Origin of the sequence: Mycolicibacterium peregrinum (assembly GCF_001665625.1) — a bacterium.
In the GTDB taxonomy this organism is placed as follows: domain Bacteria; phylum Actinomycetota; class Actinomycetes; order Mycobacteriales; family Mycobacteriaceae; genus Mycobacterium; species Mycobacterium peregrinum_B.
Genome location: NZ_LZSY01000091.1, coordinates 14,315 through 38,848 on the forward strand (window position 1 = coordinate 14,315; position 24,534 = coordinate 38,848).

General features: G+C 67.7%; 24 protein-coding genes. 11 read left to right on the forward strand and 13 right to left on the reverse strand.

Annotated features, from left to right (window positions below):
• Positions 1-18 precede the first annotated feature (18 nt).
• From rnpA to A5779_RS12830, 8 genes are all read left to right on the forward strand, one after another.
• On the forward strand, positions 19-375 hold the full coding sequence (rnpA, locus tag A5779_RS12795; protein WP_064882403.1) for a ribonuclease P protein component: 357 nt from the start codon (positions 19-21) through the stop codon (positions 373-375).
• Positions 372-725 (forward strand): membrane protein insertion efficiency factor YidD, encoded by a 354-nt coding sequence (gene yidD, locus A5779_RS12800; RefSeq protein ID WP_064882406.1) that lies wholly within the window; start codon positions 372-374, stop codon positions 723-725. The genes rnpA and yidD overlap by 4 nt, the downstream gene beginning before the upstream one ends.
• Positions 718-1,791: a membrane protein insertase YidC gene (yidC, locus tag A5779_RS12805; RefSeq protein WP_064882407.1), complete on the forward strand. Its 1,074-nt coding sequence runs from the start codon at positions 718-720 to the stop codon at positions 1,789-1,791. The genes yidD and yidC overlap by 8 nt, the downstream gene beginning before the upstream one ends.
• Before the next feature lie 39 nt (positions 1,792-1,830).
• Complete coding sequence (locus A5779_RS12810) at positions 1,831-2,373, forward strand: Jag family protein (RefSeq protein ID WP_064882410.1); 543 nt, start codon at positions 1,831-1,833, stop codon at positions 2,371-2,373.
• A gap of 59 nt (positions 2,374-2,432) precedes the next feature.
• Positions 2,433-3,149 (forward strand): 16S rRNA (guanine(527)-N(7))-methyltransferase RsmG, encoded by a 717-nt coding sequence (gene rsmG, locus A5779_RS12815; protein ID WP_064882412.1) that lies wholly within the window; start codon positions 2,433-2,435, stop codon positions 3,147-3,149.
• A 2-nt stretch (positions 3,150-3,151) separates the two neighbouring features.
• A complete protein-coding gene (locus tag A5779_RS12820; RefSeq protein ID WP_413784912.1) occupies positions 3,152-4,135 on the forward strand; it encodes a ParA family protein in 984 nt (327 codons plus the stop codon).
• A 74-nt stretch (positions 4,136-4,209) separates the two neighbouring features.
• Positions 4,210-5,244 (forward strand): ParB/RepB/Spo0J family partition protein, encoded by a 1,035-nt coding sequence (locus A5779_RS12825; RefSeq protein WP_064882415.1) that lies wholly within the window; start codon positions 4,210-4,212, stop codon positions 5,242-5,244.
• Positions 5,245-5,466: 222 nt separating this feature from the next.
• The gene (locus A5779_RS12830; protein ID WP_064882417.1) at positions 5,467-6,348 is read left to right on the forward strand and encodes a hypothetical protein; all 882 of its coding nucleotides are present in this window, start codon (positions 5,467-5,469) and stop codon (positions 6,346-6,348) included.
• A 33-nt stretch (positions 6,349-6,381) separates the two neighbouring features.
• Here the strand turns inward: A5779_RS12830 and A5779_RS12835 are convergent, their stop codons facing one another.
• The 9 genes from A5779_RS12835 to A5779_RS12875 all read right to left on the reverse strand — a co-directional run bounded on the left by A5779_RS12835 (position 6,382) and on the right by A5779_RS12875 (position 18,327).
• Positions 6,382-6,813, reverse strand: coding sequence for an SRPBCC family protein (locus A5779_RS12835; RefSeq protein WP_064882419.1), 432 nt, complete (start codon positions 6,811-6,813; stop codon positions 6,382-6,384).
• Positions 6,814-7,174: 361 nt separating this feature from the next.
• Positions 7,175-8,365, reverse strand: coding sequence for an N-acetylmuramoyl-L-alanine amidase (locus A5779_RS12840; RefSeq protein ID WP_003883338.1), 1,191 nt, complete (start codon positions 8,363-8,365; stop codon positions 7,175-7,177).
• Positions 8,366-8,485: 120 nt separating this feature from the next.
• Positions 8,486-8,818, reverse strand: a complete 333-nt coding sequence (gene trxA / locus A5779_RS12845; protein ID WP_055119196.1) for a thioredoxin — start codon at positions 8,816-8,818, stop codon at positions 8,486-8,488.
• 34 nt (positions 8,819-8,852) lie between these two features.
• Positions 8,853-9,788: a thioredoxin-disulfide reductase gene (trxB, locus tag A5779_RS12850; RefSeq protein ID WP_064882421.1), complete on the reverse strand. Its 936-nt coding sequence runs from the start codon at positions 9,786-9,788 to the stop codon at positions 8,853-8,855.
• A gap of 80 nt (positions 9,789-9,868) precedes the next feature.
• On the reverse strand, positions 9,869-10,612 hold the full coding sequence (locus tag A5779_RS12855) for an RsmA family anti-sigma factor (RefSeq protein WP_064882424.1): 744 nt from the start codon (positions 10,610-10,612) through the stop codon (positions 9,869-9,871).
• A complete protein-coding gene (gene sigM / locus A5779_RS12860) occupies positions 10,563-11,216 on the reverse strand; it encodes an RNA polymerase sigma factor SigM (RefSeq protein WP_413784913.1) in 654 nt (217 codons plus the stop codon). The genes A5779_RS12855 and sigM overlap by 50 nt, the downstream gene beginning before the upstream one ends.
• Before the next feature lie 99 nt (positions 11,217-11,315).
• The gene (gene murJ, locus A5779_RS12865) at positions 11,316-15,005 is read right to left on the reverse strand and encodes a murein biosynthesis integral membrane protein MurJ (protein ID WP_064882426.1); all 3,690 of its coding nucleotides are present in this window, start codon (positions 15,003-15,005) and stop codon (positions 11,316-11,318) included.
• Positions 15,005-17,515 (reverse strand): DUF6049 family protein, encoded by a 2,511-nt coding sequence (locus A5779_RS12870; RefSeq protein ID WP_082941670.1) that lies wholly within the window; start codon positions 17,513-17,515, stop codon positions 15,005-15,007. The genes murJ and A5779_RS12870 overlap by 1 nt, the downstream gene beginning before the upstream one ends.
• On the reverse strand, positions 17,512-18,327 hold the full coding sequence (locus A5779_RS12875; protein WP_110777220.1) for an NUDIX hydrolase: 816 nt from the start codon (positions 18,325-18,327) through the stop codon (positions 17,512-17,514). Before A5779_RS12875 ends, A5779_RS12870 begins: the two co-directional genes overlap by 4 nt.
• A gap of 84 nt (positions 18,328-18,411) precedes the next feature.
• Between A5779_RS12875 and A5779_RS12880 the strand changes: the two genes are divergently transcribed.
• Complete coding sequence (locus A5779_RS12880) at positions 18,412-19,881, forward strand: CCA tRNA nucleotidyltransferase (RefSeq protein ID WP_064882429.1); 1,470 nt, start codon at positions 18,412-18,414, stop codon at positions 19,879-19,881.
• 18 nt (positions 19,882-19,899) lie between these two features.
• Positions 19,900-20,427 carry a hypothetical protein gene (locus tag A5779_RS12885; protein ID WP_064882431.1) on the forward strand — a complete coding sequence of 176 codons (528 nt, stop codon included), beginning with the start codon at positions 19,900-19,902 and terminating at the stop codon, positions 20,425-20,427.
• Positions 20,428-20,498: 71 nt separating this feature from the next.
• Here A5779_RS12885 and A5779_RS12890 read toward each other — a convergent pair whose 3' ends face one another.
• Entirely contained in the window at positions 20,499-21,275 is a 777-nt protein-coding gene (locus A5779_RS12890) for a TIGR03084 family metal-binding protein (protein WP_064882433.1), read from the reverse strand.
• A gap of 23 nt (positions 21,276-21,298) precedes the next feature.
• Positions 21,299-22,582: an MFS transporter gene (locus A5779_RS12895; protein WP_064882436.1), complete on the reverse strand. Its 1,284-nt coding sequence runs from the start codon at positions 22,580-22,582 to the stop codon at positions 21,299-21,301.
• 88 nt (positions 22,583-22,670) lie between these two features.
• Here A5779_RS12895 and A5779_RS12900 point away from each other — a divergent pair, with 88 nt between their 5' ends.
• Positions 22,671-23,276: a YqgE/AlgH family protein gene (locus A5779_RS12900; protein WP_036443638.1), complete on the forward strand. Its 606-nt coding sequence runs from the start codon at positions 22,671-22,673 to the stop codon at positions 23,274-23,276.
• Positions 23,277-23,284: 8 nt separating this feature from the next.
• On the opposite strand, the gene A5779_RS12905 is transcribed toward A5779_RS12900, so the two are convergent.
• Both A5779_RS12905 and A5779_RS12910 read right to left on the reverse strand, forming a co-directional pair.
• Positions 23,285-23,635, reverse strand: coding sequence for a hypothetical protein (locus A5779_RS12905; RefSeq protein ID WP_064882438.1), 351 nt, complete (start codon positions 23,633-23,635; stop codon positions 23,285-23,287).
• Positions 23,636-23,693: 58 nt separating this feature from the next.
• On the reverse strand, positions 23,694-24,530 hold the full coding sequence (locus tag A5779_RS12910) for an LpqN/LpqT family lipoprotein (protein WP_082941671.1): 837 nt from the start codon (positions 24,528-24,530) through the stop codon (positions 23,694-23,696).
• Between the last annotated feature and the right edge of the window lie 4 nt (positions 24,531-24,534).

The window sequence follows — 24,534 nt, forward strand, 5'->3', positions numbered from 1 at the left end:
CAGGCAGGATCTAGCGCGGTGCTTCCGGCTCGATACCGGATGAGGCGGTCCGCGGAGTTCAGTGCCACCGTCAGTCGTGGCGTGCGTGCAGTGCAACCTGATGTTGTCGTGCACGCACTCCACGAGGGAACGGACGCAACCGGCCCGCGGGTCGGTCTGATCGTGTCCAAAGCCGTCGGGAATGCCGTGGAGCGTCATCGGGTATCCCGGCGGCTGCGTCATGCCGCCCGTACCGTCATACCGAAACTGGATGCCACGGACCTGGTGGTGATCCGAGCTCGCGCCGGCAGCAGTGAAGCGCCGTCGCCGCGGTTGGAGCAACAGTTGCAGCGCGCTCTCGAGCGCCTGGAGGCACGGCGCAGGACGTCACCATGATCCGCAGGGCGGGTGCCGGTGCAGCCCGCGGTGCGATCTTCCTGATTCAGCTCTACCGTCACACCATCTCTCCGCTTCGACTGCCGTCGTGCCGGTTCATGCCGACCTGCAGTCAGTACGCGGTCGATGCCCTCACCGAATACGGCTTGTTCCGTGGTGGGTGGCTGACATTGATCCGACTGCTGAAATGCGGTCCGTGGCATCCCGGGGGATGGGACCCCATCCCGGACCGGTGCCCACACGATCACGAGTCCTTCACGTCTGATGAGACCGTGTCTGGCGATATAGCCGCCGAAAACCTTGTCTGGGAGACCCCAGCGAAGCGAGGGGAGAGCAAGTCGCGTGTTTAATTGGTTCAGCCTGGACATCATCTATTACCCGGTGTCGGCGATCATGTGGGTTTGGTACAAGGCATTCGCCTTCCTGCTCGGCCCCGAGAACTTCTTCGCCTGGGCGCTGTCGGTGATGTTCCTGGTCTTCACCCTGCGCGCGATCCTCTACAAGCCCTTCGTCAAGCAGATCCGCACCACGCGGCAGATGCAGGAGTTGCAGCCACAGATCAAGGCGCTGCAGAAGAAGTACGGCAAGGACCGCCAGCGGATGGCGCTGGAGATGCAGAAGCTGCAGCGCGAGCACGGCTTCAACCCGATCCTCGGCTGCCTGCCGATGCTGGCGCAGGTGCCGGTGTTCCTCGGTCTGTACCACGTGTTGATGTCGTTCAACCGGACCCAGACCGGCATCGGCCGGTTGGGGTTGTCGGTGGAGGAGAACCGCAGCCTCGCGAACTATGTGTTCAGTGCGACCGACGTGAGTCACTTCCTCGACGCGAACCTGTTCGGTGCACCGCTGGGCGCGACGATGGTTCAGCAGCACGGCCTCGAGGCGTTCACCGAATTCAACCGGTTGTCCGTGGTTCTGGTCGGCGTTCCGATCATGATCCTGGCCGGTATCGCCACGCACTTCAACAGCCGCGCCTCGGTCGCCCGCCAGAGTGTGGAGGCCGCCGCCAACCCGCAGACCGCGATGATGAACAAGCTCGCGCTCTACGTGTTCCCGCTCGGCGTGGTCGTCGGTGGGCCGTTCCTGCCCCTGGCCGTGATCATCTACTGGCTGTCCAACAACATCTGGACCTACGGTCAGCAGCACTACGTGTTCGGGATGATCGAGAAGGAAGAAGAGGCGAAGAAGGCCGAGGCGATCGAACGACGTTCGGCCAACGCACCGGCACCCGGAGCGAAACCGAACCGCGCGCGTAAGGCCGAAGCCGCGAGTGCGGCGGCCGCTACGGAAGACGCTGAACCTGAGTCGGATGCGGCGCAGACCAAAGACCAGAAGGACGCGGCAGGTGAATCGGCAGCCCCGAGCGTGAACCGCACGCCCAAGCCCGGTGCACGCCCCAAGAAGCGGAAACGGTGACCAGTTCTCACGCTGGCTACAAGTAGGGAGAAGACGGATATGACGGACGCACAGACGACCGAGCCCGGCGCGGAGCTGGAGGAGGACATCCAGTCGGCGCCCAAGAGCGAGGACGACCTGGAGGAGCGATTGGTCGCGGAAGGCGAGATCGCCGGCGACTACCTCGAGGAGTTGCTCGACCTGCTGGACTTCGACGGCGATATCGATCTCGATGTCGAAGGCGATCGGGCAGTGGTGAGCATCGACGGTGGGGGCGATCTGAGCAAGCTGGTCGGGCGCAAGGGTGAGGTGCTCGACGCTCTCCAGGAGTTGACCCGACTGGCCGTGCACCAGAAGACCGGCGAGCGCAGCCGGCTGATGCTGGACATCGCGCGGTGGCGCCGCCGTCGCCGCGACGAGCTGGCGGCGCTGGGCGACAAGGTGGCCCGGCGGGTGCTGGAGTCGGGTGAGCGTGAGGAGCTGGCTCCCATGACGCCGTTCGAGCGCAAGATCGTGCATGACGCTGTGGCCGCGGTCGATGGTGTCCGCAGCGAGAGCGAGGGCGTGGAGCCGTCGCGACGCGTCGTCGTTCTGCTTGGCTGAGCTTTAGTTACAAGGGTGTAGTTCGTTTTGCGGCGACGGTGCCGTAGGGAGTGCGGAGGATGTTTCACGTGAAACATGGACCGGTCCCCGCGGCACCGGAAGCCGCGGCGGAGGTCTTCGGAGAGCGTCTGGAGACCGCCGAACGGTACGCGGCGATTCTTGCCGGTGCCGGTGTCGAGTGGGGTCTGATCGGTCCGCGGGAAGTGGACCGGCTCTGGGATCGACACATTCTCAACAGCTCGGCTCTCGGAGAGCTTCTGGCTCCCGATGAGCGCGTCGCCGACATCGGCAGCGGCGCCGGCCTCCCGGGTATCCCGTTGGCCCTGGCGCGCCCCGATGTTCATGTCACGTTGATCGAGCCGCTGCTGCGCCGCAGCGAGTTCCTCCGTGAGACGGTCGACGAATTGGGGCTCGACATCACGGTGGTCCGTGGTCGGGCCGAAGACTCAGACGTTCGTAAATCGGTGGGCGAGTTGGATGTGGTGACTTCCCGTGCGGTCGCCTCACTGGACAAGTTGACGCGGTGGAGCATGCCGCTCCTTCGCGTCGACGGAAGGATGCTCGCCCTCAAAGGTGAGCGCGCCGAGGCAGAGATCGAAGAGCACCGGCGTGGGATGGCTTCCCTGGGTGCAGTCGATGCCAGGGTGGTGAAATGTGGCGTGAACTATTTGAACCCGCCCGTAACCGTCGTCGCCGTGCGACGCGTGGCGGTGAGACCGGGCACCCGGTCAACGGGCAGAGCCTCCGGGTCGCGGGGGAGATCGGGCAGGAGATGAGGATGGGTTCTGATCGGCCGGCAACCGCTGGCGCGGGTGCTACGCCCGCCGTTTCACGTGAAACCGTTTCACGTGAAACATGGAAGAACGGTGGTGGCGCTGCGTGGTCCACGGACGCCAGCATGGACACCCCGATAGCGGCGGAGGCGGAGCAGGCGACCCGCGTGCTCCACACCTCGCACGGACAGCTTCCCCGGCCGTCGCGCCAGCGCGTGTTCACGATCGCGAATCAGAAGGGCGGCGTCGGCAAGACGACGACGGCGGTGAACGTCGCGGCCGCGCTCGCACTGCAGGGGTTGCGCACGTTGGTGATCGACCTCGACCCCCAGGGCAACGCCAGCACCGCGCTGGGCATCGAACACCGACCCGGGACCCCGTCGTCCTATGAGGTCCTCATCGGAGACATTCCGGTGGAGGAGGCCCTGCAGCAGAGCCCGCACAGCGACCGGTTGTTCTGCATTCCCGCGACGATTGATCTGGCCGGCGCGGAAATCGAGTTGGTCAGCATGGTGGCTCGCGAGGGGCGGTTGCGGTCGGCGCTCGCCGCTCTGGCCAACCACAACTTCGACTACGTGTTCATCGACTGCCCACCGTCCCTCGGACTGCTGACCATCAACGCGTTGGTGGCGGCTCCCGAGGTGCTCATCCCGATCCAGTGCGAGTACTACGCGCTGGAAGGGGTGGGGCAGCTGCTACGCAACATCGAGATGGTGAAGGCGCATCTCAACCCCGAGCTGTCGGTGTCCACCGTGATACTGACGATGTACGACGGGCGGACCAAGCTGGCAGATCAGGTGGCCGAGGATGTGCGGGAGCACTTCGGCGACAAGGTGTTGCGTACGGTCATCCCGCGCAGTGTGAAGGTGTCGGAGGCTCCGGGCTACGGGATGACGATTCTCGATTACGATCCGGGTTCTCGTGGCGCGTTGAGCTACCTCGACGCGAGCCGCGAGATCGCCGAGCGCGGAGCCCCGCCCCGCGCCTAGTAGGCGCCGGCACCACGTCAGTGACCAACAGCCAGTAGACAGACAGCGGACGGCACGATGAGCAGGAGACGACCATGAATCAGCCGGCACGGAAGCGGAGTGGCTTGGGCAGGGGACTGGCAGCCCTCATTCCGACCGGTCCCGCTGAGGACGGTACCGATGTCCTGAGCCCCAAGATCGGCGCAACTGCAGCCGACGTTCTGCTCGGGCCGTCGTCCGGCTCGAGCGACGCGGGGACGGTGCCCCCGACGTCTTCCGCGCCCGATGGGTCCGACCCGGTCCTTGCCGGCGACGTGGGCGCCACCTATCGGGAGATCGATCCCAGCCTGATCCAGCCGAATCCGCGGCAGCCCCGCCAGGTGTTCGACGAGGAGGCGCTGAGCGAGCTGGTGCACTCCATCCGCGAGTTCGGATTGATGCAGCCGATCGTCGTCCGCGCGGTCGAGGAGAACGGCGAATCCCGCTATCAGTTGGTGATGGGGGAGCGGCGCTGGCGGGCCGCCCAGCAAGCCGGCCTGGAAGCCATTCCGGCGATCGTCCGCGAGACCGGTGACGACAGCATGCTGCGTGACGCGCTGCTGGAGAACATCCACCGGGTTCAGCTCAACCCGTTGGAAGAGGCCGCCGCCTACCAACAGCTGCTCGACGAATTCGGAGTCACCCACGATGAACTCGCCGCGCGGATCGGTCGCTCACGGCCACTGATCTCCAACATGATCCGTCTGTTGCGCCTGCCGATCGCCGTGCAGCGCCGCGTCGCGGCCGGTGTGCTGTCCGCGGGGCACGCACGTGCGCTGCTCGCCCTGGAAGGGGGAGCGGAGAAGCAGGAAGAGTTGGCCGCCCGCATCATTGCCGAGGGCATGTCGGTGCGTGCCACCGAGGAGGCCGTGACGCTGGCCAACCGCGACGGCAACACCACGCCACCGGCGCCGCGGCGCAAGCCGATCCAGATGCCGGGCCTGCAGGACGTTGCTGAACGGCTCTCTTCAGCGTTCGATACCCGGGTCACTGTGAGCCTTGGCAAACGAAAAGGCAAGATTGTGGTCGAGTTCGGATCGGTGGATGATCTCCAGCGCATTGTCGAAATTATGAGCGCCGAAGACCACTGAGAACCCACGACCAACGACACCAGGTTGTTCCGTCACTGTGACACATCAGTGATCAGAGTCCGCAGTCGCGAGCGCCACATAGCGCAAAGCTTCTGTGCCGCATAGCATTTCACCTCGGAGGCGGAACTGGATGACATTTTCAGGGCGCAGTGGTCCGACTCCGGCGGACTCTCCTATCCTTGAGGGGCAGCCACGCACACAGTGTGAAAGCCAGGGACCTCAGTGACAGCACGAATAACGCCGCTTCGGCTCGAGGGCTTCGAGCAGCTGCCCAAGCATGCGCGGCGCTGTGTGTTCTGGGAAGTTGATCCCTCCACCATCGGTGACGACCACCTGACCGATCCCGAATTCGAAAAAGAAGCGTGGCTTTCGATGGTCATGCTCGAGTGGGGATCATGCGGCCAACTGGCCGTGACGGCTCGCGCGGACGCACCCGACCAGGATCCAGATACAGGGTCAGATGCCGACTCCGCTACCGCGTTCGACTTGGTGGTACCCGCCGACGCAGCAGGCCTCGTGGGGCCGGAGGGTGAGGACTGGACGGCTCCGGCTGTCGTGGACGATCCGTGTCTGGGCTTCGCGTTCTATGCACCCCCCGGCGCCGTGCCGCGGGCCCGGCTTTTCCCGACCGCTCCCGTCAGCCCGGACGCGATCTTGTTGACGGCGATCGGTGTTGAATGTGCCGAAGACCGCGGGCTGTTGTCGCAGAGTCTGCTGGCCGCCGTGGTCAATGATTTGGTGCGACGCGGCGTTCGGGCTCTGGAAGCATTCGGTTACACCTCGGCCGTGAGCGAATTGGCCGACGGCGGCAAGCTTCCCGATGAGCTGTCTCCGGTAGTGGCGGTGCTGGGGGACTGTTCGGTCGAAGACTGCATGCTGACATCCGATTTCCTCGAAGACGTCGGTTTCACCGTTGTCGCGCCACACCCGTACTTCCCGCGGCTGCGTCTGGAACTCGACAAGGGCCTCGGCTGGAAGGCCGAAGTGGAAGCCGCCCTCGAGCGCCTCTTGGAGAACGCGCGGATCGAGCTGCCGATCGGTGCCGGGATGTCCGGGGCCGGCATCGGGGCGAAAAGTGTTGTCCGACACGACCGGATAGTCTGACGTAGACCGCCAACCGAGACCGTGCCCGCAGCCTCAGGAAGCTCGTCGGTCGGCGGCGCGGGCAGCTCGAGCGCTGGCAACGCGGATCGCGATTGCGACGAGGAGCTGGCTGCCAGGAATAACGGTGGAGAAGCTGATCTCCGTTGATATCCGGCTTCCACCGGCACGGGGCACGACGGAGATCTGGCCGGTGTAATCACGGAACGGCAGCCCGGAGAGCAGTTCATATCGCAGGGTTGTCGGCGCGTCGAACGTCGTAATCCGTTCGCGGATAACCGTTCCGAACGAATGAATCGCACGGATGGCACCCACCCCGTCTCGATCAGGACTGCCGGCCGTCTCCAGGACGACCTTGCGCGCAGGCATCCACTCGGACATCCGGTCATGATCGGTAAGCACCTCCCAGGCCACGAGGGGGTGGACGGCAACTTCACGGCTGTCGGTGTAACGGTAATGCCGGGCCATCTCGTCAGGTAAGCACGCCGTGGCCCTGACGTCGAGCGGTACCGACCCGCCGGCGGATGCCGAAGCGTATCCAGTTAGTCGGCGAGTGTGATTCCGCCGGGCGACACCGGGCTGGGAGCCGCCTGCGGCGCACGCGCTGTCGACTGGCGGTCTTCCTAAAATCGGGCGGCCGATCTGACCACGCCGATTCACCAGATATGTGGTGTCACATGACGAAACGACCATCGCATGGCCGGGTGGGCAGTTGCGGGGCTGAGTCGGCGCTCACGCGCTCGACCGGATGGCGCTACACGCTCAGGTTGAGTTGGCGCTCACGCGCTCCTGCTGGATTGGCGCTCACGCGCTCCTGCTGGATTGGCGCTCACGCGCCGCGGCTCGCCTGCTCCACCGAAAGCTCATGCGCCAACAACTCGGCGAAGGTGAATGTCCCTGTCGGCCGGTCGTTCTTGCCCAGCAGATACAGCCGCTTGACCGCCGCCAGGATGCCTTCGGCAATCGCATCACGGGTCTGGGTGGACAGCAGCAGACCGCGATCATGGGGATTGGTGATGTAGCCGATGTCCACCTCGACGGTGGGCATCCGGGTCAGGCGCAGCAGATCCCAGGTGCGGCCGTGCGATCGGCAGTCACGTAATCCGGTGCGGGCCACCACCTCCCGCTGAATGAAGTCAGCGAGGTTACGGCCGATGGTCGATACCGACCCATGGGAATTCCCGAAGTGAAACGAGGCCACGCCGTTGGCGGAGGGGGAGCGCTGACTCTCACAGCGCAGGCTGATCATCAGATCCGCACCGACACGGTTGGCGGTGGCGGCACGTTCGGAATCCAGCGGGCTGCGGTTGGCCGGGCGGGAGATGAACGTCTCCATGCCGATCGCCGTCATCCGGCCTTCGAGCCGACTTGCCAAGTCCCACAGGATGTCTGCCTCGCTGATCGGGCCGTCCGGCCCGTTCATGATCATCCCGTGATCGGATCCGCCGCGGCCCGGGTCGATGATGACGTGCTTACCCGAGAGCTGTGGACCCGAGCGTCGTACCAGCTCTTCTTCCCGGATCGCGTGCGGAGACCCACCGGTCACCCGCGAACCCAGGAAATACAACGAGCGCAACGTTTCCGGGCCACAGATACCGTCGGGGTACAGCCCGTACTCACGCTGGTACGACGACAACGCATTGTGGGTCTGTAGGCCGAAATGCCCGTCGACCATGCCGGTATAGAAGCCGAGGTCCTGGAGGCGAGCCTGCAGGGTGGCCACGTCGTCGCCGTACATGGGGGCACCGAACTGGTGGGTCAGGGTGCGGGCTCCGAGCCGGTAGGAGGCCTCACGCAGGGCACGATAGGTGGCTTCTCCGACGATGCCGTCCACCAACAGGCCTCGGTGCTGCTGAAATGCCCGGACGGCGCTGTCGAGCTCGTCATCGAATGCGTCGAGCGCAACATGTCTGCCGGTGCTCAGGTCGGCGTCAGGGTTGTCGATCAGACCTAACGCGGCCAAGGCTGCCCGGATCTCGGTGACTGCTCCGCCACGGTCACCGCGACGCAGACTCGACATTCGGCCCCTCCATGCTGGTTTCCGGCGATCTGCCAGGCTAGCTAGCCAGCATTGTCTCAGATTTCGGCCACAATCCGGAAAACGCCAGGCGTATCCGGGGTGTGTGGGGTGTGTGTGAACTCAGAGTGCGTCGGCAAGTTCGCGCAGCAGCGCGGCCTTGCCCTTGGCGCCGACGATGCGCTTCACCGGTGCGCCGTCCTTGAACAGGATCAGCGTCGGGATGGACACCACCTGGAAGTCACGCGCGGTGGCCGGGTTGGCGTCCACGTCGATCTTGGCGACCCGCAACTCGCCGGCCTTCTCGCTCGCGATCTCCTCGAGCACCGGGGCGACCATCTTGCACGGCCCGCACCAGGTGGCCCAGAAATCAACCAGTACCGGTGTGCTGCTGGTCAAGACGTCGTTGGAGAACGAATCGTCGGTGACCGTTACTGTTGCGCTGTCCGCACTCATGGAGCTCTCCTGTCGGGTCGAAATCTATTGGGGGTCAGTCGTTGTCGGCGAGCCAGCGCTCGGTGTCGATGGCAGCCGAACAGCCGCTGCCCGCGGCGGTGATGGCCTGGCGGTAGGTGTGGTCGACGAGATCGCCTGCGGCGAACACCCCGTCGAGCGTGGTCGCGGTGGTGCGGCCGACGACCTTCACGTAGCCCTCGTCGTCGAGATCGATCTGGCCGCGCACGAGTTCCGAGCGCGGGTCGTGACCGATCGCCACGAACACGCCGGTGACCTGGAGCTTGGACTCCTCGCCGGTGACGGTGTCGCGCAGGCGCACGCCGGTGACCTTCGGATCGCCCTCGATCTGGGTGATCTCGGTGTTGGTCAGGAAGGTGATCTTCTCGTTGGCCCGGGCGCGTTCCAGCATGATTCTGGAGGCGCGGAATTCGTCGCGGCGGTGGATCAGGGTCACCGAACGCGCGAAGCGGGTGAGGAACGTCGCCTCTTCCATCGCCGAATCGCCGCCGCCGACCACGATGATGTCCTCGTCGCGGAAGAAGAAGCCGTCACAGGTGGCGCAGGTGCTCACACCCATGCCGGTCAGGGCTTCCTCACCGGGTACGCCGAGGTGGCGGGCCGCGGCGCCCATTGCCAGGATCACCGATCGCGCCTGGTGGGTCTCGTCGCCGACGGTGACGGACTTCACGGGGCCGGTGAGGTCGACGGCGTCGACGTCCTCCATGCGGAGATCCGCACCGAAGCGCAGGGCCTGCTCACGCATCTCGTCCATCAACTCAGGGCCGGTGATGCCCTCACGGAACCCGGGGTAGTTCTCCACCTCTGTGGTGGTCATCAGCGCGCCGCCGAACTGTGTTCCCTCGAACACCAGCGGCTTGAGCTGGGCGCGGGCAGCGTAGATGGCTGCGGTATATCCGGCGGGGCCGGAACCGATGATGATGACGTCGTGGACCGTCGCTGAGGAGGACATGTAGGCCTTTCTGCCGTACTCGGCACGGGTTGCAACGTCAGCCTAGGCCGGATGTGTTCCCACCTGGCTCGCAGGACACACTACGGACGTTTCACCGGGTGTTTGACCACGGTGTCTGCCAGCGATCCGGCATGAGTGGCGTCGCAGTCCGCGGGGACCACGACCCCGACGATGGAGTCCGGGTCGGTCGGCGACATCAACACCAGCACTCCGTGGCGACCGGCCACGTCCATCGGGCGAGCGCCGAGAACCTGGACACCGGCGGGGTAACCCAGCGCGGACAGGCACGCAGTGCGGCGTTGTGGATCGCTCAGCGGTCCCAGGTCGGGCGGGACCGACAGCAGCCCCTGGATCTGGGTTTCGGACAGACCGATCGCGCTACGCGGCGGGGTGACGGTGATCCGGCCGAAGCTGGTCAGTGTCGAAGGGGCCTGGCCCGCCGGGCGTACCAGCACCAGCGCGCCCACCACTGCGGCCGCCACGGCCGCGCACGCCCCGGTGACCGCGGCGATCGACTTCCAGCGTCGTCCAGGCGGCGCCGGCAGGGCAGGCTCGGCCCGCAGTACTTCGGACAGCCGGGCACTCACCTCGTCAGGCACCGGGGGAGCGGTGGAGGGGTCCTGGCCGAGCTGGGCCAGATCGCGACGCACCCGATCGAGGGCCGCCAGGGTGTTCCTGGCATCCGGTCCGGCGATCGGGTCGGTGCGTACCCGTCGGCGAAGCTGCGCGGCCGTGTCGTCGTCGAGCAGCCCGGCCTGCAGATCGGCGAGCAACTCAGCAGGAATCGGGCCGTCCGACGGCACTGGGGGTGTGCTGCCGTTCATCGCCTTCAAAGTACTGGAGCAGGCCTGCGAGTTTGTGCCTGGCGCGCGAGCACCGGCTCTTCACGGTGCCCTCTGCGACCCCGAGGAGCAGGGCTGTCTCGGCCACCGAATAGCCCTGCATGTCGACGGCCACCACGGCGGCGCGCTGCTCGAGCGGCAGCTGCATGAGTGCCCGCTCCACCACGATCGCGGTGGCGACCCGGGGCGCTGGGTCGCCGGCGGGGTCCCGCAGATGGAGGAGGTGGTCCAGCTCGTGTTCGGACGAGGTCGGCTGGTGGCGTGACCGGCGGACCCGGTCAAGGCAGGCATTCACCACGATCCGGTACAGCCAGCTGCTGACCGCCGAATCGTGGCGGAACGACGCGGCCGTGCGATGGGCCGACAACAACGCATCCTGCACGGCGTCGTCGGCGTCTTCGTGGTGATGGCTGGTCAAAAACGCCAACCGGCGCAGCTGACCGTGGTGCCGGTGAACGAGTTCCTCGAATGCGTAGCGGTCCCCGGCGACGTGGGCGGCCAGCAGCTCGGCATCGGTACGCGTGGCGGTGCCATGCTTCCGCAGCTGCGTCGTCGCCGGCTTCCCGGTCCCCCCGAACCTTCCCACACGCTGAACTTAAACGCTGTCCGGCAGCCGCCCGGACACTTGTTTGCCCGGGACGGTGTTACGCCAGGTCAAGAAGCCATCGGCCCTGGGGATGACGTCTCAGGAGGCCGCTTTGAGGGTGATCTCGGAGATGTCGGTGCGGCTCTTGCCGTCCACGGTGCCCAGCGTCGAGATCCACACCAGCACGTACGAGGTGGACTGTGCCTTGTTCACCGAGATGGTGTTGGAGCCGGGCTTCAGCGGGGTCGTCGGTGTCAGTTCGGTGGTGTCCGACAGGGATGACGGGGTGGCCGACTGGGCCGCGCGGATCTGCACCGAGGTACCGGTGCTGGTCACGTTCAGGGTGACGGCGCCGATCGTGGTGGGCTGCGGCAGTTGCAGCATCAGGCCGACGCCGTTCTTGAACCCGGGGAACGGGGCCGGATCCGAATACGTGTCGGTGGACCATGCCGTGCTGGTGTTGCCGTCGATGGCCTGCCCGGCGGTAGCCGGTGAGTCGGCTTCGCCTTCGGGTGAGAACACAGTTGCCCGAACGGGTTTCACCGTGCTGCCGGTGGCGGCCGACGAATTGTCTTGGGTCTGCTCGCTGTTCTCCGACGGCGCGTTCAGGCCGAGCTCGTCCCGGTTGAGGCCGCCCCCGACGTCGCCGAAGATGCTGTTGAGGACGGACGCGAGCACCAGCAGTGCCACCAGGATGATGGCCGCGCCCACGCTCACCCCGATGATGACGCCCTTGCGGCGCCGGGCCTCGGCGGCTTCGTGTTCCTCCGGGGTCTCGTGTGCGCGGACGGGAGCTGCCGGGGCGGGCGTCTCCTCGACCGAACCCGCCATCAGTTCGGTGCGATCGGCGATGGCGGTGGCCTGTTGCAGCAGGTTCAAAAGGGTTGGAGCGCTTCGAATTCCGCCGCCGGGCTGGACGGCACGGGCGGCTGCAGCCGAGATCTGGAACGGGATGTCGCGGTCGACGGCGCGCGGTTCGACCGGCTGTCCGGCCGGATCAAGGGCGGCGGGCTCCAGCCCGCTTCGTGATCCGGATTCCGGCAGCGGCCAACGGTTGACCAGCAGCGCGTACAGGGCCGCTCCGATGCCGCGGATGTCGTCGTCAGGTGTGGCGTCGGGCATGGTGGCCGGGAAGGCAAGTGCCACATCGCCTTCGATGCTCACTCGCACCCGGCTGGGGTGGTCGATCGACAGTGCCACTCCGGCGCGGTGGGCCGCCTCGGCGGCAGCGGCGAGCGACTGGATGGCGCGGGCCCCGCCGATCGGGGAGGGCGAGGTGTCGGCGACCTCGGCCAGTGAGCCGCCGCGAATCCACTCCGAGACGATCAGGCCGCCCGACCCGCTGTGTGCGACGTCGAGCACCCGGGCGATACCGGGAACGTCGAGGCGGCTGAGTTTGAGGGTGCGCGAGAGGATCTCCTGCACCTGGGCGTCGGGCATCGTGGCATCAGGGTCGACGAAGGTCAGCGCCACCTGACGATCGAGTGCGGTGTCGAGGGCCTGCCAGAACTGCAGGTGCGGCGGACCACCGTGGAACACCAGAAGCCGGTAGCGGCCGTCGGCGATGGTGGCCCCGGGGATGAGGTGCACGTCGTCGTCCGCCGATTCCAGCGCGGCATCGTGCGGCGGTGCGAACGAGATCGGCTCGCGGGTCGGGTCACCGCCGTAGTCGGTGAGCGGGCGCGTCGCCCCGTTGGACCGGCTCGCGGCGGGTTCACCAGATCCGGTGCCCTCCTCCGACGGGGTGTCTGCCGAACCGGCGGGCGCCACATCCGGTTGGAACTCGTCGGCGGCCGGACGCGGCAACTTCGTCGTATCCGTTGTCATCCCGGAACTCGAGGTGGCGTCCAGTGCCGCGTCGTCCGCAGATTCGTCGGTCACCGGTGATCCTTTCCACATCCCCGCTCCGGCAACGTGTGCCGGAGTCCCGCCTCCGGCGGCTGCCGGGCTTGACGGCCACCCAGTGGGAGAAGAATTCCTCTGATCAGGGTACGTGACGGGCGCTGCAGGTTGAGGTCCGACGGGCGGCGCAATTGTTTGCATGGCTACCTGTCCGGCCCCCGGCGCCGGGGCGGGACGCCCCCGCCCGAGCCGGCGGCGGACCATTGCCAGCGCCGACTGCGCCTCCGGAACCCGGGCGGCGATCATCACCCCGGCGATGATCGGGACCATGATCACGCCGAGGGCGAGCAGCCGCAGCAGCGAACCCGCGGCGCCCGCGTGCTCGGTCAGTGAGTCCAGGCCGAGCAGCCGGTCGGCGGCGTGGGCCACCAGGCTGGCCACCAACGACGCCGCGATGGTGACCAGGATGGTGCGGATCACGCTGTCGCGCAGTAACCGGCCGCCGCGCGGACGTAGGTTGGACTTCAGGAGCACGTACCCCATGACGGCTCCGGCGACGAACCCCAACCCGTTGGCCAGTCCGAGGTAGCCGGCCACCATGTTGGGGTCGTCGGTCAGGTGCGGGGCGATGATCGAGCCGATGATCTTCACGGCGGTGATCACGACGATGATGGCGATCGGGGTCCAGGGCTTCTCCCGTGCGTAGAACACCCGCAGCTGCAGCAGTACCAGCGCATAGGGGATGAGCGTGAAGGCCGACAGGGTGATCGCCATGCCGAGGTAACCGGCGTCGGAGGCGCTGAAGTTGCCGTACGCGAACAGTGCGCTGCCGATGGCGGGCCCGCCGACGGTCATCATCGCCACCACCGGGATGAGCGTCACCATGGTGAGCCGGGTGGCCAGGGAGTAGTCGTCGAGCACGGCCGGAATGTTGTCGGCGGCCGCGTTGCGGCTCAGTCGCGGCATCACCACGGTGAGCACCGTGACGCCGATCATCCCGAACGGCAGCATCAACACCAGCCAGGTGTAGTTGTAGATCGCGGGCCCGGTGTCTGCGGCCCCGCTGGCGATCTGATTGCCGACGATCAGGCCGATCTGGCTGATCAGTACGTAGAGCACCATCGCGGCGGCCATGGTGCCGAACTTCTTGAGCCGGTCGTCGATGCCCCACAGTGGCCGGAGGCTGATCCGCTCGGCGCGGATCGCCACGAGCAGCACGGCAGCCTGCGCGACCACGCCCAGGGTGGTGCCGATCCCGAGGACCAGCAGCTTGGCCGTCCCCATGTGGGGCGGATCGATCGAGAACTCGCCGGGCACCAGGACGAACACGCCCAGCGTCACGATCGCCACCACGTTGTTGACGACGGGGGCCCAGGCAGGCGGACCGAAGACGTTGCGGGTGTTGAGGATTGCCATGAAGACAGACGACAGGCCGTAGAACAGCACCTGTGGCAGCAACAGGTAGGCGAACGCGGTGGTCAGCGGATTGTTGACCTTCGGATCACTGCCCAGCATCAGTCGCACCAGCAGTGGCGCACACAGCACCGAGAGCACTGTGGTGACCAGCAGCAGTGTCGTGGCGAGGGTCACCAGCCGCCGCACGAACGCGGTGCCGCCGTCGGCGTCGTCGCGTTCGGCGCGGGCCAGGACCGGAACGAAGATCGCCGTGAAGGTGGCCTCCAGCACCAGTGCGGCCACCATGTTGGGCAGCTGGTTGGCCACGGAGAACGAGCTGGTCAATGCTCCGCCGAGCATCGCCATGAGGAGCACGAACCGGAAGAACCCGGTGATGCGTGAGATCAGCGTCGCGAAGGCCATGCCCCACGAGCGCGAGACGACGGCGGCATCGGACAGTTCGGCCCGTCCGGCAGGACGGATCGGGCCGGTGGCATGCGGAATCCTCGGCGGGCCCGGTGGGCGGGCCGGTGGTTGGTCGGGCGAGGTCATCAGGGTCGGTCCGGGCTGGTCGCCGTCGCCGGCGGGGACGGCGGGGCGGCGGGCGCCTCGTGAGTGTTGTCAGAGTCGGCGTCGTTGTTGAACGCCATCGCGACGTCGAGCGGGTCGGGGTGCTCGCCCGGTGGGATGAGATCGGCACGGTCGGGCTGGCCGCGGAAGCGGTGCCACAACCGGCGCCCGGCGAGCGCCACCAGCACGGCCCCGGCCGACAGGGTGATGAAGAACAGCACCTTGCCGTAGGCGTTGGAGTGCACCGACAACCGGACGGGCTCACCGAGTGTCAGTCCGTCGGTGGTCTGCAGGCTGACGTCGACCGCCACCCGCTGGGTGAAGTGCACCTCGATCGGTACCCGCAGCGGCAGATAGCCGGGTGGCAGCTCGATCTCGCCCATGTCGGTGACGGTCATCCCGGGTGGTGCGTCGACGTGTAGCCGGACCCTCACCGGAACCGGCAGGTCATTGCGCAGGGCCAGGGGCAGCGGACTGCGCTCGGTGGCCAGTGTGTAGGCCCCGCCGGGGTTGACGATCGTGACCGCGCCGAACATGTCGTTCACACTGCGGCCGACGGTCTGCAACCGCTGCTCGGCCAGCCCCTCTCGGGCCTCCGGCGGCACGGACTGGCTCAGTGCCCGCAGCATGTCCTCCCGCAGCGGCGCGGTGTACTGCATGCCGGTCAGTCCGGTGCGTTCATCGGTGGTCAGCGCCGCGGTCAGTCCCCACAGCCGGCTGACCGCCGCCGCGATGCCGCTGCTGATGTTCTCGTCGATGGCGCTGCGCGGGTTGCCCAGGGAATCCGGCGGCGGGGGTTGCACGGGTTCGGGCGGCGCCGCGTTGCCCTCGGCGATCACCATGGGCAGCGGGCGCGGCACGGCCAGCCCGGCGTGGATCGTGGTGGCCACCGAGGTCAGGATGGCCTGCGCATCGTCGGCGTCGAGCGACCACACGAGCGGCGGCATCAGGATCTGGGTCCGGGGCTCCTCGGTGGGGGTGAGGCCCCGCCACAGCAGCGCGCCCAGCGCATCCTGGCGCCGGGCCGTCTGCGAGTCGTGACGGACCGGGATCTCCAGCGACGGATCCAGGTAGGACGGCGCCACCGGATCGGTGCCCGCACCGGCCAGGGCAGCACCGACCGCGGGATCGAATCCGGCCGCGACGACCTCGGGCCCGTACCGCAGCGGGGTCACATCGGCGGTCTCGGGGGCGCCGGTGGCCGAATCCTGGGCGCCGATCTGGGTGGCCGAGATGGCGACCGTCTGGCCCTGGGCTGCCAGCAGGTCAAGCGCGGGGCGGGTGAGCGGACCGTCACCCAGGATGCTGGCACCCCGGATCGAGGTGACACCGAGGATCTGATCGACGATGTCGCCGGCGCCGTTGGTCGCGATCGCGCTCAACCCCGGATCGCCGACCCGTTGCAGTGCGGTCAGATCGGCCTGCGCGTAGTTGGTCGGTGCCACGCAGAGCCGCCCGGCCAGGCCGCGCAACCGGTTCAGCCAGTTGACGGCTGCTTCCTGGCCGGTCCCGGGTCGCGTCGGGGTGGCTGCCCCGGCGTCGGGACCGTCGTTGACGACGTAGCCGCCGGTCATCGCGTTGACCGTGACGAGCAGATCCGGGTCGACGGCAAGGCACAAGGTGGCGCGCAGCTGGCCACCGGAGTCGACGGTCGGCCCGGTGGCGAAGTCGGCTGCCGACAGCAGGGTGTCGAGCCGCCCGCCTGGGGCCAGGGACGCGGCGAGGCTGTCGTCGACCAACCGCACCGGTGTGGTGCCGCCGGGGGCGCCGGGGGCCAGTCGTGGCCGGTCGGCCAGCGGCCAGAGCATGGTCATCCGCACCGGGTGGGAGGTGTCCGGGGGTACCACCGAGCTGAGGGTGTCGGCGGCCGACAACGGATATTCACCGGCGTCGGGCGCGTTGCCTTCGTGCTGGTCGGGCGGCACTCCGAGGACCGGCAGCAGGAACCGGGCGTCGTCGAGTTTGGCCGGCGCACCGTAATCCGGTGTCCCGTTGACGTTGATCAGCACGGGGTAGACGCCGGGCTCGCTGATGTGCAGTGACCCGGGGCCTTCGGAGCGCAGGGGATAGGACAGCGTGAAGCCCACCGACTGGCCGCGATCCATCTCGGGTGCCACGGTCACGAAGTCGGCTACCGGCTCGAACCGGTCGACATCTCCGGTGAGGTCGGTGCGCAGCTGGCTCGATGAGGTCACCGCGCGCGCGTGCTCCATCCGGATGTCCACGTCATGCACCGGCCGGTCGCCGACGTTGAGCACGGCCCCGGTCACCGTCAGCACCGATTCACTCGTGGTGGTGACGACGTTGGGGGTGACGCGGTCGATGCGGATCTGGAGGAACGGCATCGCTCCCGGTTCACTGGCGCTCGCGCGCGGCAGAAGCACCGGCAGCGCGGCGGTGGACCACACCGAGAACAACAACACCACCGCCACAAGCACCACTGTGTGCGCCAGGAGGGAGAACCCTCGGCGCACCGCCGGGGCGGCGGTCACGGCCCCTGTCCGCATCCGTTCGTGCGCCGGCGGGGCTGGGGTTGGGCAGAGTCGTCGCGGCGGTGGGTGCGGGCGTGCGAATGGGTCTGGGGACGCCGCCGGGGCGCGCTGCGGGGCAGTGGCGGCAAGGCGTCCGGCCCGTCGGTGTGCAGCTTGTCGATCAGCTCTCCGGCCACCTCGGCGAGCTTGCGCTCGTCGGCGTAGGCCAGCCGGGACGCCAGATCCCGCAGCGGGACCCAGGCGACCTCGGTCACCTCGACGTCGTCGTCGGACAGTTCGCCGCCCTGGAAGCGCAGGAGGTAGTGGTGCACGGTCTTGTGCACCCGGCGGCCCTCGGTGACGAACCAGTAGTCGATGCTGCCGAGCGCGGCCAGCACGTCGCCGCGGATACCGGTCTCTTCGGCAACCTCGCGGATCGCGGTCTGTTCGGCCGTCTCACCGAGTTCGATGTGCCCCTTGGGCAGGGACCACAACATCCGGCCACGCCGGTCGACCCGGCCGATCAACGCCGCCACCTGGGTGTCCTTGGGTCCGTCGATTCCGTCGATGACCAGGCCGCCTGCCGAGGTCTCGTGAACGGTGCGCAGACGTTCCGGTGGTCGCCGAGGACGCGACTTACGTTGCTTGGACTGGTCACGCGGGGTCGGGGCGGAATTTGCGGTGCTGACGGGAGCTTCGCCGGGGCCGTCGGTGTGGCGTTCGGCATCGTTGCCCTGATCACCGGCCGGTGGCCCCGCCGCCCTTTGTGCACGACGACGGCCACGACGCCGGCTGCGGCGCCGTCGTGGTTTGGCCTGTTCGCCGTCCGACACCCAAGCGATAGTAGCTGCCATGGGGTTGGCCTCCTGCCGCACTCGCCGGTTGTGACCACACCGCGAGCATTAGGCTCATCGAACGTGTCCGACGCTGTTGTTACTGATGCCGAATTGCTGGCCGGCGCGCTGGTCGCGCTGAACCACCGCGCCGAGGTGCTGCGCGCGCTCGGCGCGGTGTTCGCTGAGGCGGGTCACGAGCTGTATCTGGTCGGCGGCAGTGTGCGCGATGCGCTGCTGGGCCGGCTGACCGATCACAGTGATCTCGATTTCACCACCGACGCCCGCCCCGAGCAGATGCTGAAGGTCCTGCGTCCGTGGGCCGACGCGCTGTGGGAGACCGGGATCGAGTTCGGCACGATCGGTGTGGGCAAGCGGGTGGGCGGGGTGGAGCACCGGCTCGAGATCACCACGTTCCGGGCCGACAGCTATGACCAGGTGTCGAGAAACCCGACGGTGGAGTTCGGCGACAACCTCGACGACGACCTGGCGCGCCGCGACTTCACCGTGAACGCCATGGCGGTGCGCATCACGGCCGACGGTCCGGCCGAATTCCGCGATCCGCTTGGCGGTTTGGCGGCCATTCAGGCCAAGGTGCTCGACACCCCGTCGGCGCCGGAGGTGTCGTTCGGGGATGATCCGCTGCGGATGCTGCGCGCGGCCCGGTTCGTGTCGCAGCTCGGGTTCGGGGTGGCGCCGCGGGTGCTGGAGGCGCTGCTGGAGATGGCTCCGCAGCTGGCGCGCATCACCGTCGAGCGGGTCGCCGCCGAGTTGGACAAGCTGTTGCTCGGCGCGGATCCGGTGGCCGGCGTCGACCTGATGGTGCAGACCGGGTTGGGCGAGGTGGTCCTGCCCGAGGTCGGCGAGATGCGGATGGCCATCGACGAACACCACCAGCACAAGGATGTGTACTGGCATTCGCTGACGGTGCTGCGGCAGGCGGTAGATCTCGAGGATCAGGGTCCGGATCTCGTATTACGTTGGGCCGCATTGCTTCACGACATCGGTAAGCCCGCGACCCGCAAGCACGAATCCGACGGGGGAGTGAGCTTTCACCACCATGAGGTGGTCGGCGCCAAGATGACCCGCAAGCGGATGCGCGCGCTCAAGTACTCCAAGCAGATGGTCGACGACGTGTCGCAGCTGGTGTACCTGCATCTGCGGTTCCACGGCTATGCCGACGACAAGGGCACCGGGAAGTGGACCGATTCGGCGGTGCGGCGTTACGTCACCGATGCCGGTCCGCTGCTGAGCCGGCTGCACAAGCTGGTCCGCGCCGACTGCACCACCAGGAACAAGCGCCGGGCGGCGCGGTTGCAGGCCAACTACGACGATCTGGAGAACCGGATCGACGAGCTGGCGGCGAAAGAGGATCTGCAGCGGGTCCGGCCGGACCTCGACGGCAACGAGATCATGGAGATCCTCGGCATTCCCGCGGGCCCCCAGGTCGGCGAGGCGTGGAAGTACCTCAAGGAGCTCCGGCTCGACCATGGACCGCTGTCCCGTGACCAGGCCATCGACGAATTGTTGAAGTGGTGGAACGCCAGGAGCTGATCGTGCGTCTGATCAGTCATGGACTACTGCCTGGGTGAGCCCGACGGGACCGCGACCATCTTCACCGGCGTGCCGGACATGGATGTGGACGGGGACGGCAGCCCCGACGGCATCGGACTCGATTTCGACGGGGACGGCCGGCTCGACGACGTGATGGCCGATTTCGACGGGGACGGCGTCGCCGAGCGGATGGTGCTCGACGCCGATGACGACGGACAGGCCGAGAGCTATTTCTCCGACGACGGTTCGGGTACCTGGGCGGTGAGTGTGGACCGGTCCGGACAGGTGCGCTGGTTCGGTTTGGACGGGGTGGAGCGGGCGATCGGCGGGCAGGAGCGCAGCGACTCGGGAATCGATGGAGTACCGGTGGTCGATTTCGACGGTGACGGGGCTACCGACGACCGGTTGATCGACGTGGACGGGGACGGCCTGGCCGATCGGGCGTTGGTCGGGAACCTGGCGTACGTCGATACCGACGGTGACGGCCGGTGGGACATGAAGCTGGCCGACACCGATGGCGACGGCCGCGCCGATTCGGTCTCCTGAGCGACGACTCTGCGGTGAGGGCCCCGTCTACTCGAACTTCCGCGCCCTGAGCGCAGGATCAATTTCGCCGCTCAGCCTCGCCCGGCGCCCGGAGGCCCGGCGAAGGCCTGCGCGATCGTCAACCACTTGGCGGCGTCGTCGCCGACGGCTGTCACGTCGAGTTCGGCCGGGGCCCGTCGCTGGGTGACCAGCATGCAGAACTCTTCGGCAGATCCCGTCACGCGCTGCTGGGCGTCGGCCGGCCCCCACTCCCACAGCGAGCCGTCGGGCGCGGTCAACTCCACCCGGAACGGCTCGGCGGGTGGGGTCAGCCCGTGCACGGTGAATGCGAAATCCCTTGTGCGGACGCCGATGTGGGCGATCGAGCGGAGCCGCTCGGTGGCGGGACGATGAACCCCCAGCGCGTCGGCCACATCGAGACCGTGCGCCCAGGTCTCCATCATGCGGGCGGTGGCCATCGACGTCGCGCTCATCGGCGGGCCGAACCACGGCAGCTTGCGGCCTTCGGCCACGTTGACGAGTTCGGTGTGCAGTCGCGCACGGGTTTCGCGCCAGTCCGCCAACAGCTGCTCTGGCGGCGTCAGTGCGAGTTCCTCGGCTGCGGCGTCGACGAACCCCGTCGGGTTCTGCATCGCCTCGGCGAGGACGGCGTCGAAGCCGGACTGGTCGGTGATCGCGATGACCGACACTCGGTCGGTCCACAACAGGTGGGCGATCTGATGGGCAATGGTCCAGCCCTCGGACGGCGTGGCGGTGGCCCAGCGCTCGGGCGGCAGGTCGGCCACCAGGGCGTCGAGTACATCGCTCTCGGCGGACAGGTCGGCCACGATCGGCCCGGCGCTCACCATGGCGGTCAGCCTAGACCGGGGGATCACACCCGCTTCGGGGATGCCACCGCCGCGTGCAGTCCGAGCCCGATCAGGTAGGCGACGGCCCCGGCGGCCACCAGGGCAGGCGAGTGCCCGCCGGCCGGGATCAGAGCGGCGGCCGCCGCGATCGCCGCGACGAACGACATCCAGAACAGCGCATCCTGCACGGTGAACACGTGACCGCGTAGAGCGTCGTCGACGTCGATCTGGATCGCCGAATCCGCACACAACTTCACGAGTTGCCCGGCCGCGCCGAGCAGCAGACCACAAGTCAGCATCACCGGGATGTGCAGGCCGAGCGCCAAGAGCTGGATGGCCGCGGCGAAGCAGAGCGCGCCATTGGCGGTCGCGTAGCGCCCGAACCGGCCGATCACCGCCGGGGCGGCCACGGTGGCCAGGAACTGGCCGATACCGCCGGCTGCCAGGAACAGAAACGCGCTACCCAGGCCCAGCCCCGTCATATCGGGGTTATCGGTGTGCCGCACGATCACCAGCACCAGCAGGGAATTGATCCCGAAGGCCATCCGATGCGCGGCCAGCCCGGCCAGGGTTCCTGCGACGGGCCGCACGGTCAGCACGGTGCGCAGGCCATGCACCCAGCCGGTGGACACCGCGTACGCCACCGAGCCGTGGATTGCGCGCTTGCTCTCGTGCGGCCCCAACACGTGCGGGCCGAAGCGCACCGACAACCACAACGCGAGCGCCACCGGGAGCGCCACGATGAACATGACCGCCGAGGCGCCCACGTCGTCGGCGCCGACCACCGTACGCGGCACCAACATGAAGATGGCACCGAGGAACGCGGCGAGCGCTCCGATCGCGGTGGCCACCGAGTTCATCGTGACGACCCGGTCGGCCGGCACGACATCGGGCAGCGACGCCGACAGACCTGACGACACGAACCGGGTGAACCCGTTGATGATCAACGCCCCGCACAGGATCGGCAGATCCCCGACACCGAACGCCAGCAGCCCACCCACCAGGAGCACCAGCAGCAGTCGGCCCAGGTTGGCACCGATCATCACCATCCGCCGGTCCCAGCGGTCCAGCAGTGCCCCGGCGAACGGACCGAGCACCGAGTACGGGAGATACAGGACGGCGAACGCACCGGCGATGGCCCACGGCTCGGCCTCCCGGTCGGGATTGAACAGGAGTCCGCCGGCCAGGCCGGCCTGGAACAGGCCGTCGGCGAACTGACTGACCGCACGCAACTCGAGCAGGCGGCGGAATTCGGTCATGCCACGCAACGAGTGCCAGAGGGCACGGAGCGCGTGAGCATGAACCACTCGATCAACAGTACAAAGCTGCGCCGAAATCCGACCGCGCCCGGGCTTGTTCGCCACGTCTTGGCAATCGCGGTGCCATGATGTAACCGTGGCGCAGTCAGAAGACCCGGAGGATTTCATCGCGCCTGCGGCGCACCGGGTACGTCCGGGCACGCTGCTGCTGGCCAACACTGATCTGCTGGAGCCGACCTTCCGGCGCAGCGTCATCTACATCGTCGAGCACAACGCCGGCGGCACCCTGGGCGTCGTGTTGAACCGTCCCAGTGAGACGGCGGTCTACAACGTCCTGCCGCAGTGGGCGAAGCTCACCACCAAACCCAAGACGATGTTCATCGGCGGCCCGGTCAAGCGGGACTCGGCGCTGTGCCTGGCGACGCTGCGGGTGGGCATGCAGGCCGACGGCGTTCCGGGACTGCGGCACGTGCAGGGCCGCGTGGTGATGGTCGATCTGGACGCCGATCCGGACACGCTGGCCCCGGTGATCGAGGGTGTGCGGATATTCGCCGGATATTCGGGCTGGACGATCGGCCAGCTCGACGGCGAGATCGAGCGCGACGATTGGATCGTGCTGTCGGCGCTGCCGTCGGATGTGTTGATCGAGCCGCGGGTCGATCTGTGGGGCCGGGTGTTGCGTCGTCAGCCGTTGCCGATGTCGTTGTTGGCCACGCATCCGATCGACGTGAGCCGCAACTAGCTTCCGGACTACTTACAAGACAGGGTGCAGCTGGCGCACGAGCCGGCGCAGTCCGCTCCCGAGCCGGCGCCCGCCTCCGCCGCCGCGACGGCCTTGGCGCTCTGCCAGCAGCCGGCGGCGACCGTGGCGATGGCCCCGATGATGCACACCATGACGACCATGAGGCCGGTGTGGGGCGCGGCAGCCAGGGCGGCGGCACCCCCGGCGGCGAGCATGACCGCGGCGGCCAGTTGGGTTGGGGCCACAGCCCTCAGGACCGAGCGCACGGGATCACCGGTACGGGGCCTGGTCAACAACCACAGCCCGAGCACACCGACGATGACGGCGGCGCTCAAACACAGCAGCGCGGCGATCAGCATGCGCCACACAATACGAGGCGCCGGTCGGTATTGCGAGGTCGGGGCGGGTTCTGGTGACTCAGCCCTGCAGGCCCAGGAGCTGGGGCAAACCCGGCTGTGGCGCCGGGGCGGCCGGGGCGGGAGTAGCTGGCGGAGCGGGAGCCGCCGGGGCCGGCGCGCTGACCTTGAACCCGGACACGATCGCGTCGGCGGCGTCGGCAGCCGCGGAAACACCCTGGTTGGCGGCCGAGGAGTTCACCGACAACGACACCAGGTAATGGTCGGGGCCCGCGGTGGCCAGGATGTGCCTGCGTGACGTGTTGAGCACCTGGCTGCCGGACAGGTAGCTACCTTCGATAAATGCCGACGGGAAGCCGTTGAAGTCACCCATGGCCATGTCGGTGGGACGCCAGTTCTGCAGCTGCTGGGTATCGACGAATCCGTGGCTGGCCGCTTCGACCGGGTCGAAATTGCCGACGAGCTTGTAGACCACCACCTGCGCGTTGGGGGTGTAGAGGTCGGTGCTGGCGCGGTCGGCGATCACCGCGAAGGCGTCGGGAACGTTGGGGTCGGGCACCTTGGTCCAGCCCGACGGCAGCGGCAGGACGATGCTGAGCGCCTTGAAGTCGTGGCTGACCTGAGGCTCCATCTTCACGCCCTTGCTCTTGAAGAATTCGGCAAGGGTGCCAGACGAGGCCGGGGTGATGGTCTGGGCCGGTGGGACAGGCGCTGCGACCGCGGGCGCGGCGTTGGCTGCCGCACCCGGGACGCCGGGGGCTGCTGCGGCAGCGGGTACTGCGGCCCCGGCGGCCGGGGCCGTGACCCGGGCAAGCTGCGCCGGCACCACCGGCGTGGCGGTACGGGGGTTGAAGGTGGCCGCCTCGGAATCGGGCACCCAGATGAGCACCGCGTCCACCGCG

What these genes read in the sequence shown, in the direction of transcription:
- A5779_RS12810 (WP_064882410.1), top strand. Translation starts at nt 1,831, where the DNA reads ATGACGGACGCACAGACGACCGAGCCCGGCGCGGAGCTGGAGGAGGAC.
- A5779_RS12825 (WP_064882415.1), top strand. Translation starts at nt 4,210, where the DNA reads ATGAATCAGCCGGCACGGAAGCGGAGTGGCTTGGGCAGGGGACTGGCA.
- A5779_RS12835 (WP_064882419.1), bottom strand. Translation starts at nt 6,813, where the DNA reads ATGGCCCGGCATTACCGTTACACCGACAGCCGTGAAGTTGCCGTCCAC.
- trxA (WP_055119196.1), bottom strand. Translation starts at nt 8,818, where the DNA reads ATGAGTGCGGACAGCGCAACAGTAACGGTCACCGACGATTCGTTCTCC.
- murJ (WP_064882426.1), bottom strand. Translation starts at nt 15,005, where the DNA reads ATGACCTCGCCCGACCAACCACCGGCCCGCCCACCGGGCCCGCCGAGG.
- A5779_RS12890 (WP_064882433.1), bottom strand. Translation starts at nt 21,275, where the DNA reads ATGGTGAGCGCCGGGCCGATCGTGGCCGACCTGTCCGCCGAGAGCGAT.
- yidD (WP_064882406.1), top strand. Translation starts at nt 372, where the DNA reads ATGATCCGCAGGGCGGGTGCCGGTGCAGCCCGCGGTGCGATCTTCCTG.
- A5779_RS12905 (WP_064882438.1), bottom strand. Translation starts at nt 23,635, where the DNA reads ATGCTGATCGCCGCGCTGCTGTGTTTGAGCGCCGCCGTCATCGTCGGT.
- A5779_RS12820 (WP_413784912.1), top strand. Translation starts at nt 3,152, where the DNA reads ATGGGTTCTGATCGGCCGGCAACCGCTGGCGCGGGTGCTACGCCCGCC.
- A5779_RS12855 (WP_064882424.1), bottom strand. Translation starts at nt 10,612, where the DNA reads ATGAACGGCAGCACACCCCCAGTGCCGTCGGACGGCCCGATTCCTGCT.
- A5779_RS12885 (WP_064882431.1), top strand. Translation starts at nt 19,900, where the DNA reads ATGGACTACTGCCTGGGTGAGCCCGACGGGACCGCGACCATCTTCACC.
- rsmG (WP_064882412.1), top strand. Translation starts at nt 2,433, where the DNA reads ATGTTTCACGTGAAACATGGACCGGTCCCCGCGGCACCGGAAGCCGCG.
- A5779_RS12840 (WP_003883338.1), bottom strand. Translation starts at nt 8,365, where the DNA reads ATGTCGAGTCTGCGTCGCGGTGACCGTGGCGGAGCAGTCACCGAGATC.
- trxB (WP_064882421.1), bottom strand. Translation starts at nt 9,788, where the DNA reads ATGTCCTCCTCAGCGACGGTCCACGACGTCATCATCATCGGTTCCGGC.